Below are 8,102 nucleotides of genomic sequence, written 5' to 3'. Positions count from 1 at the left end.
CATCAAAAATTGGTCATAGGACGCCTTCTGAACCTCGATGAGGTTCGGCATTTCCGTGACTTCTGGGATCTTACCGAAAAACTTGCGTACGCGCCTACGACCATTGAACGAAAGGGTCTGAGCCATCGTCGCTCCTTCAAAATTGCATCCGGGCCTGCAACGGACGGGAACCGATGGCCAGTCGACCCCGTCAAGCAATGTGCGCTTCAAACTCGTCTCACTTCCCGAAATCACGAGGCCGGATTGCCTGCGCGTCTCGGTTCGAGACCATCCTCTTGAAGAACCCATTACCCAAAAGCCGTTTTCACGCGGCTTTTGGGTAATTCGTTCCGGGAAACGGCAAATGGGAGGCCGGAAATCCAGCCTCCCAGATGCAGTTCAAGATTACTTAACGTCGACCTTAGCGCCGGCGTCTTCAAGCTTCTTCTTGATGTCGGCAGCTTCAGCCTTGGAAACAGCTTCCTTGACAGCCTTCGGAGCGGCTTCAACGAGGTCCTTAGCTTCCTTCAGGCCGAGGCCCGTGATAGCGCGAACTTCCTTGATGACGTTGATCTTGTTAGCGCCGGCGTCAGCCAGGATAACGTCGAACTCGGTCTTTTCTTCTTCAGCAGCAGCCGGAGCAGCGCCACCGCCAGCAGCAGCAACTGCTACCGGAGCAGCAGCGGAAACGCCCCACTTTTCTTCGAGAAGCTTGGACAGTTCTGCAGCTTCCAGAACGGTCAGCGAGGAGAGGTCGTCTACGATCTTTGCGAGATCAGCCATTGTATCAATTCCTTATGTTCGGTTCGAACCGGTTGTTTATAAACAGCAAAAAACCGCCTTATGCGGCTTCGTCCTTCTTGGCGTAAGCCGAGAACACGCGAGCAAGTTGGCTTGCCGGTGCCTGAACAACGCCTGCGATGCGGGTAGCCGGAGTCTGGATCATGCCCAGCAGCTTCGCGCGCAGTTCGTCCAACGAAGGCAGGGTCGCGAGCGACTTGACTGCTTCTGCGTTGAGCGTCGTTGTCCCCATGGCGCCGCCCAAAACAACGATCTTATCGTTGGTCTTGGCGAAATCCACGACGACTTTCGGAGCGGTGATCGGGTCATTGCTGTATGCAATGAGTGTCTGACCGTTGAAGAGACCAGAGATCCCTTCCGCTTCCGTACCCTGAAGGGCGATTTTGGCCAGGCGGTTCTTCGCGACTTTGACGGTACCGCCAGCTGCGCGCATCTTGGAACGGAAGTCGTTCATCTGCGCGACTGTAGCACCAGCATAGTGGGCCACGACAACCGAGCCCGAAGCCTTGAAGACTTCGTTCAGTTCCGTGACGAATTCGCGTTTTTCCGCTCTTTCCACTGCCTATCTCCAGTAGATGAGACCGTGACCGGCCCCATCGGGTTGCCTTTGCCTCCTGAGATCACGAATGATCCCAAGCGACGCTTGAGGATCCTGTCCCCTCGCGCTCCGCGCCAGAAAGGCTAAGAGGCACAAGGCATCCAAGGTTCGAACCAAATCGATGAAGCGAAGCTTCAAAAATTCGGGCCTTACCCGTCTCATGCAGGCCAAGTGATTAAGGGAAAACCACCTGCAATCTCGGACAGGATTCCGGATTTCTCCGGAATATTCCGGCCTCTTGCGAGGCCGGAATCTGATGAGCCGGACTGACGCCCAGCGAAACTTTATTAAGCGGCCGTGACCGAAGCGACTTCGATCTTGACACCCGGGCCCATGGTCGAAGAGATCGCTACGCGCTTGACGTAGTTACCCTTTGCGCCAGCCGGCTTTGCCTTGATGACGGCGTCAGCGAAAGCCTTGATGTTTTCTTCAAGAGCCTTGGCGTCGAACGAAGCCTTGCCGATGCCGGCGTGGACGATACCAGCCTTTTCGACGCGGAACTCGACAGCGCCGCCCTTGGAAGCCTTGACGGCGCCAGCGACGTCCATGGTGACGGTGCCAACCTTCGGGTTCGGCATCATGCCACGCGGGCCGAGAACCTTACCGAGGCGACCGACGAGCGGCATCATGTCCGGGGTCGCGATGCAGCGATCGAAGTCGATCTTGCCGCCCTGAACGATCTCGACGAGATCTTCAGCGCCGACAACGTCAGCACCAGCAGCCTTGGCTTCGTCAGCCTTGGCGCCACGTGCGAAGACAGCAACGCGAACGTCACGGCCCGTGCCGTTCGGCAGGTTGACAACGCCGCGGACCATCTGGTCAGCGTGACGCGGGTCAACACCGAGGTTCATCGATACTTCGACGGTTTCGTCGAACTTGGCGACAGCCCGTTCCTTGACCATGCTGATAGCGAGGTCGAGAGCGTAGAGCTTCGTGGGATCAACACCTTCGTTGATCTTCTTGGTGCGCTTGCCTGCCATGGTCTTATCCTACCACTTCCAGGCCCATGGCGCGGGCAGAGCCCTCAATCATCGCCATTGCACCTTCGATATCAGCTGCGTTCAGGTCCTTCATCTTGGCTTCAGCGATCGTCTTGATCTGAGCCTTGGTGAGCTTGCCTGCGGTGGCGCCCTTGCCAGGCGTCTTGGAACCGGACGTGATCTTCGCTTCCTTCTTCAGCCAGTAGCTGACCGGAGGCTGCTTCATGACGAAGGTGAAGGACTTGTCCTGGTAATAGGTGATGACGACCGGGATCGGCATACCCTTTTCCATTTCCTGCGTAGCGGCGTTGAACGCCTTGCAGAATTCCATGATGTTAATGCCACGCTGACCAAGCGCCGGGCCGATTGGCGGGGACGGGTTAGCCGATCCTGCCTTGACCTGAAGCTTGAGCTGGCCTGCAACTTTCTTAGCCATAACTCTCTGCCTTTCACTGACGGCCGGTTGCCCGACCAATAATGCCGGATCGCTCCGGCGGCTGCGGTTGCGTGGTTCGGATTTTAGGACCCGGCTAAGGTGCCCTCACCTTCCACGCGCTTTGCGGCTTTCGCCGCAAGGACATAAGCCGTTGCCGACTTACATCCGAACTCAGACCTTCTCGACCTGAGCGTATTCCAGTTCGACCGGCGTCGCGCGGCCGAAGATCGACACTTCCACCTTCAGGCGCGAACGCTCTTCGTCCACATCCTGAACCGTGCCGTTGAACGATGCGAACGGACCGTCGGAAACGCGGACCTGCTCGCCGATCTCGAAGCTGACCGAAGACTTCGGACGCTCGACACCTTCCTGAACCTGACCGAGAATACGCTCAGCTTCAGAGTCAGGGATCGGAACGGGCCGGTTGTCGGAACCCAGGAAGCCGGTCACCTTCGGCGTGTTCTTGATCAGGTGGTAGGCTTCATCGGTCAGGTTGGCGCGAACCATCACATAACCGGGGAAGAACTTGCGCTCGCTATCGACCTTACGGCCGCGGCGCACTTCAACCACCTTTTCAGTCGGGACGAGAATCTTCTCGAAGAGATGCTCAAGACCCTTCTGACGGGCCTTGTTCTCGATGTCTTCCGCGACCTTCTTTTCAAAATTCGAATACGCGTGGACGATATACCAACGTGCCGCCATCTTATATCTCCACCCGATCAGTTGCCGATATTGAGCACGAAGCCCAGCAACCAGCCGATCAACTGGTCCGCGGCAAAAAAGAACAGCGCGGCAAAGACAACCATCACAAGCACCATGATCGTAGAGATCATCGTTTCACGGCGCGACGGCCAAGTAACTTTCAACGTTTCCGTGCGAACCTGCTGCAGAAACGTAAGCGGATTTGATTTGGATGCCATCGACTGCCCACGCAATTACGGCGCGTAAAGCTGAACAGATCAGCCCCACGCACCGCGTGTCTGTTGAACCCCTACATAAACACCGATTCCCCATTACACAAGAGGGGAACCAAAGTTTAACGAAATTAACGGATGCGCGGCATCGCGCCAAAAGGCTGCGTCAGCGCTCCGCCAGATATGGAGGCTCCCCCATATCTAGGCCCCTGTTACCATAGCCCTCCCCTTCTTTGCAATGCGCGGGACTTACTTTTATGGAAGACGCCGCGCGCCAGGGTCACGCTCGAAGAGCCGCAGCTCGACCAGACCGTATCTGGCTTCAGCCTTTTGCCGGCTTACATCGGATATCGCCCGGAGCAACAGATTGTCCGGATCGTAGAGGTCGCCTCGCCGTGTCAGCAGCCAAATTCGCGGATGAGCCGCGAGGCGTTCGGCAAGGCCCGAGACGTCGGCCGGCACGATCCGAGGGGCGCCAAGATTGGCAACATACATGCGGTCGCCGTCCGTATCCCGGTACGGAAATGGGCCCGGCAGGTACATCACCTCCGGCGAGCCGGCGGCAGAGCCATAGTATTTCATTGCGACATCAAGCTCATTCGGGATCGCAACGACGATATCGTCCGGCTTGACGTTCGCGGTCAAATCAGCGGCCAAGGCGCGAAAGTCCTCGATCGGGGGCCGCAGATATCCTTGTATCGCCGCCTGGAGACTTAGCGCGATGACGACCCCGCAGACAGTCAGACGCGCCGGAGCCGTTCGAAAAATGCCAACCACTCCGCATGCCGCAAGCACCATCAACGGCGGCGCCATCCAGCCGAAGAGGCGATCGATGTAGACCGGCTTCACCGCGAAGCTCAACGTCAACACGATGCACAAAGGCAGCAGCAGCGTCACGCACAGTCCGGCTGCCAATGCCCTTTCATGGCGCCACAGCACCCACATACCGGGGATCGCCGACAGGATGATCAGCACGGCCGGCGGGAGACCGCCGCCAGCGAGTATCCAGGCGCTGATCAGGTCATAAAGCGCCGGCTTGATCCAGAATTGCAGATTGCCGAAGCTGCGGCTCTGGCTGATGAACCAAGGCAGGAATGGCGACCATACCACCAAAGCGCCGAGACCGGCGCAGCATGCAATCACGAGCATGCGTGGCTTGCAGGACGAATTCGACAGGAGGATCGCGGGCGCCAGACCGCACCAAAGTCCGAAGGCAATGAAGAGCGCCGTGTTGTGGCACCAAAGAAGAAGCCCGCCGGCGAGAGAGAGCATGATGGCCCAGCGCACCGCCGCATTCGGGCCGCCGCTGGCCTGCCGACCAAGAGCTCGGACAAAACCGGCAGCTGAAATGAAGGCCAACGTCGCGGCAAGCGTCTCGAGCGCGTAAGGCCGCGCCTCCTGGGCGTACTTTATGTTCTCGGCATTGACAGCCAAAAGCAAGCCGGCAAGCAGCAATATCGTTTCGCCCGTCCTCCCCGTCTTCAGCAAGCGTCCTGAGACCGAGAGGAGAAAGACGGTCGCAATGCTTGAAAGCACAGAGAGGCTTCGCAAGCCGGACTCGCTTGCACTGAAAAGCAACCGCCACCCTTTGAGTAGCGTATAATATAGCGGCGGATGGGTTTCATATCCGGGAACCTCGCTCCAAAGCTCGTGAAGCGACAGTGCAGAGAACCAGGCACTATAGGTCTCATCGAGCCATAGCGGCCGCGTCGCCAGCGTCGGAATTCTGAGAATCGTGGCGACCAGAAAGATTGCGGCAACGGCGACCCAAAACACGCCGCGCGTGAGTGAAGTGCTCGCCCCCTCAATCCCCGGCCCGGCCGGTGAGGCAACGTCGGTCACACCCTACTCCCGTAGCGGCCCCTCACGACATAGATCGGGCGCCCCTTCACCTCGAAATAGATGCGGCCAACATATTCGCCAAGAATGCCAAGGCCTATCAACTGGATGCCGCCCAAAAGCAGGATTGCCGTCGCAAGCGACGCATAACCCGGCACATCGACACCCCAGATCAGCGTGCGTACTGTGAGCATCACGGCACGCACAACCGCGCAGAACGCCACAAATGTGCCGATATAAGTCCAGATACGCATTGGGAGCGTACTGAAGCTTGTGACCCCCTCGACGGCGAAATTCCACAGTTTCCAAAATGAGAACTTCGTCTTTCCGGCGGCGCGTGGTTCGCGCTTGTATTCGATTTCAGCCGCTCGGAAGCCGACCCAGGCGAAGAGCCCTTTCATGAACCGATGACGCTCGGGCAATTGCACCAAGGCATCGGCGACGTCGCGACTGATCAGGCGGAAATCACCGGCATTCTCAGGTATCTCGACATCGGACAGTGCATTGTGAAGGCGATAGAAAGCGGCGGCCGCCCAGCGTTTCGCCAGCGTGTCGGCAGAGCGGTCCATACGTTTGGCGAGCACAACATCATAGCCTTCGCGCCACTTCTCGATCATCCTCGCGATTAGCTCGGGTGGATCCTGAAGATCGGCGTCGATAGGAACGATAATATCCCCCCGCGCCTCGGCGATAGCCGCCGACAACGCCGCCTCCTTGCCGAAATTGCGGCTAAGGTCAATTGCACGGATCCTCGCGTCGGCACGGCAGGCACCAAGCAGGACGGCGAGCGTGTTGTCGCGGCTGCCGTCATTGACACACACGATCTCAAAATCGATATCGGCGATCCGCTCTAGTTCATCGACAATTCGTTCGAAAAAGAGCGGAAGGACTTCCTGTTCATTGTAGCAAGGGACAACGACCGACAAAAGCGTGGGCGCCTCGTGACTGTCGCCAGCCATCGCTCCGGCGTCCGCTGACACGGTTCGTGGCGATAGACGCGGCCCAACGCGCGGCTTGACCGCATGCTCATCAAAAGTGACTGACTTCAACTTTCGTCTCCGGCGCGGCTTGGCCCACCGGTTACATGCAGGAAACCTGCATATGACTGACCGGCCGGTGAAACCCAGCCGAAGCATACTCGAAAAATCAATAAGGAAGTTTGAAAATGGCAGGGGCAGAGGGGCTCGAACCCACGGCCTGCGGTTTTGGAGACCGCCGCTCTACCAACTGAGCTATACCCCTTTACGCTTCCCGATCAGCCTGTTGGCGAAAGCCGCGACGCATTGTCGAGAAGCATGGCGCACCCTTTAAGACGCCGAGAGGAGATTGGCAAGTGCGTTTTTCACTTTTTCCCATTCCTCGCGCGTACATCAAAACGCGTTCACAGCGTCACGTATCGGCGCCAGTCGTGCTCCTCGCGAAAGCCAAGCACTTCCCTGATCTTGCGGTTCGACAGCAGACCCTCGAATTTGCCGATCTCGCGGGTGAACTTTACGTTCGGGTAATAGCGGGCTGCGAGCTCCCGTGTCGGCGTATTGGCCGACACGGTATCGTTGGCGGCGTTGAACACCTGGAAACCGAGGCCGTCTTTCTCGATGCAGCGATGGCAGATCTGGCCGAGATCGCGTGCGTCGATATAGCTCCAGGCGATCCGCTTGCGCATTTCGGGATTGGCGAAATAGGTCGGGAAATTCGCGTATTCGTGCGGTTCGATGACGTTGCCGATTCGCAGCGCATAGATATCGGCGCCGGAGCGCTCGGCAAACGCCCGCGCCGTCTTCTCGTTCAGCACCTTCGACAGCCCATAGGAATCCATCGGGTTGACGTCGTAGTCCTCCTCCAGAGGGAACTGATGGAAATCGCGATGACCCTCGGCGAAGCAGACGCCATAGGTGGTTTCGCTGGAGGCAACGATGATCTTGCGCACACCGAGCTTCACCGAAGCCTCGATGACATTATAGGTGCCCATCGTGTTGATACGGAAGGTTTCGTTGTCAGGCTTGATCAGGATGCGCGGGATGGCGGCGAAGTGGATCACGGCATCATAGGGAAGGACACCCCTGCCCGCTTCGAGATCCGGAAAGTCACGATACATCGAGAGCGCATTATAGACCTGACCGCTGTCGGTGATGTCGACGATCAGATTTGTAACGCCTCGACTGTCGAGCGGCACGAGATCGATGCTGTGAACCTCATAGCCGGCGTTGACCAACCACGGCACGGCATGACGCCCCGCCTTGCCGGAGCCGCCCGTAAACAAAATGCGCTTCTTCATGAAATGTCCTCCCATTCCTCACTATGGAAGGCATAGATAAAGTGTCGCGTCGGCAACGCAAGGCCACGCTGTCTGATGCCCGTTCGGCTAAGCCGCGTCGAGTTCCGGGATGGCCGCCAACGCAGTCTCCAGAGCCGCGCTCTGAACCTTGATCTCGTAGGCCACCTGCAGGTTCATCCAAAACTCAGGCGTGGTGTTAAAGAACTTGGCAAGGCGTAGCGCCGTGTCGGTCGTGATGCCCACCTTCTCAGCGACAATCCGCTCTATCCTTGTTCTCGGG

The 8,102-nt window shown here is 58.1% G+C and carries 10 protein-coding genes and 1 tRNA gene; all 11 read right to left on the bottom strand.

The annotated features are described in order from the left end of the window. Nucleotides 1-384: 384 nt before the first annotated feature. On the bottom strand, nt 385-762 hold the full coding sequence (gene rplL / locus B3605_RS16020) for a 50S ribosomal protein L7/L12 (RefSeq protein ID WP_018902688.1): 378 nt from the start codon (nt 760-762) through the stop codon (nt 385-387). 58 nt (nt 763-820) lie between these two features. Further along, complete coding sequence (rplJ, locus tag B3605_RS16015) at nt 821-1,339, bottom strand: 50S ribosomal protein L10 (RefSeq protein WP_018902689.1); 519 nt, start codon at nt 1,337-1,339, stop codon at nt 821-823. 326 nt (nt 1,340-1,665) lie between these two features. Next, on the bottom strand, nt 1,666-2,358 hold the full coding sequence (rplA, locus tag B3605_RS16010) for a 50S ribosomal protein L1 (protein WP_018902690.1): 693 nt from the start codon (nt 2,356-2,358) through the stop codon (nt 1,666-1,668). A gap of 4 nt (nt 2,359-2,362) precedes the next feature. After that, nucleotides 2,363-2,794, bottom strand: a complete 432-nt coding sequence (gene rplK, locus B3605_RS16005; RefSeq protein WP_018902691.1) for a 50S ribosomal protein L11 — start codon at nt 2,792-2,794, stop codon at nt 2,363-2,365. A 171-nt stretch (nt 2,795-2,965) separates the two neighbouring features. Next, entirely contained in the window at nt 2,966-3,496 is a 531-nt protein-coding gene (gene nusG, locus B3605_RS16000) for a transcription termination/antitermination protein NusG (RefSeq protein ID WP_112945135.1), read from the bottom strand. A gap of 17 nt (nt 3,497-3,513) precedes the next feature. After that, entirely contained in the window at nt 3,514-3,714 is a 201-nt protein-coding gene (gene secE / locus B3605_RS15995; RefSeq protein ID WP_026283763.1) for a preprotein translocase subunit SecE, read from the bottom strand. Nucleotides 3,715-3,963: 249 nt separating this feature from the next. Next, nucleotides 3,964-5,550, bottom strand: coding sequence for a glycosyltransferase family 39 protein (locus tag B3605_RS15990; protein WP_112973519.1), 1,587 nt, complete (start codon nt 5,548-5,550; stop codon nt 3,964-3,966). After that, entirely contained in the window at nt 5,547-6,596 is a 1,050-nt protein-coding gene (locus B3605_RS15985; protein ID WP_112945133.1) for a glycosyltransferase family 2 protein, read from the bottom strand. Before B3605_RS15985 ends, B3605_RS15990 begins: the two co-directional genes overlap by 4 nt. Before the next feature lie 117 nt (nt 6,597-6,713). After that, a tRNA-Trp gene (locus B3605_RS15980) sits at nt 6,714-6,789 on the bottom strand. A 139-nt stretch (nt 6,790-6,928) separates the two neighbouring features. Then, complete coding sequence (locus tag B3605_RS15975) at nt 6,929-7,822, bottom strand: NAD-dependent epimerase/dehydratase family protein (RefSeq protein WP_112945132.1); 894 nt, start codon at nt 7,820-7,822, stop codon at nt 6,929-6,931. A gap of 87 nt (nt 7,823-7,909) precedes the next feature. Beyond that, nucleotides 7,910-8,102, bottom strand: a 193-nt coding sequence (locus B3605_RS15970; protein WP_296435007.1) for a HigA family addiction module antitoxin, incomplete at its 5' end; no start/stop codon positions are given.

It is taken from the genome of Rhizobium sp. UBA1881, assembly GCF_002338015.1.
Taxonomy (GTDB): domain Bacteria; phylum Pseudomonadota; class Alphaproteobacteria; order Rhizobiales; family Rhizobiaceae; genus Rhizobium.
Note: the sequence above shows the minus strand (reverse complement) of the source record. Positions and strands in the feature narration are given on the sequence as shown.

What these genes read in the sequence shown, in the direction of transcription:
- rplL (WP_018902688.1), bottom strand. Translation starts at nt 762, where the DNA reads ATGGCTGATCTCGCAAAGATCGTAGACGACCTCTCCTCGCTGACCGTT.
- rplA (WP_018902690.1), bottom strand. Translation starts at nt 2,358, where the DNA reads ATGGCAGGCAAGCGCACCAAGAAGATCAACGAAGGTGTTGATCCCACG.
- rplK (WP_018902691.1), bottom strand. Translation starts at nt 2,794, where the DNA reads ATGGCTAAGAAAGTTGCAGGCCAGCTCAAGCTTCAGGTCAAGGCAGGA.
- nusG (WP_112945135.1), bottom strand. Translation starts at nt 3,496, where the DNA reads ATGGCGGCACGTTGGTATATCGTCCACGCGTATTCGAATTTTGAAAAG.
- secE (WP_026283763.1), bottom strand. Translation starts at nt 3,714, where the DNA reads ATGGCATCCAAATCAAATCCGCTTACGTTTCTGCAGCAGGTTCGCACG.
- B3605_RS15975 (WP_112945132.1), bottom strand. Translation starts at nt 7,822, where the DNA reads ATGAAGAAGCGCATTTTGTTTACGGGCGGCTCCGGCAAGGCGGGGCGT.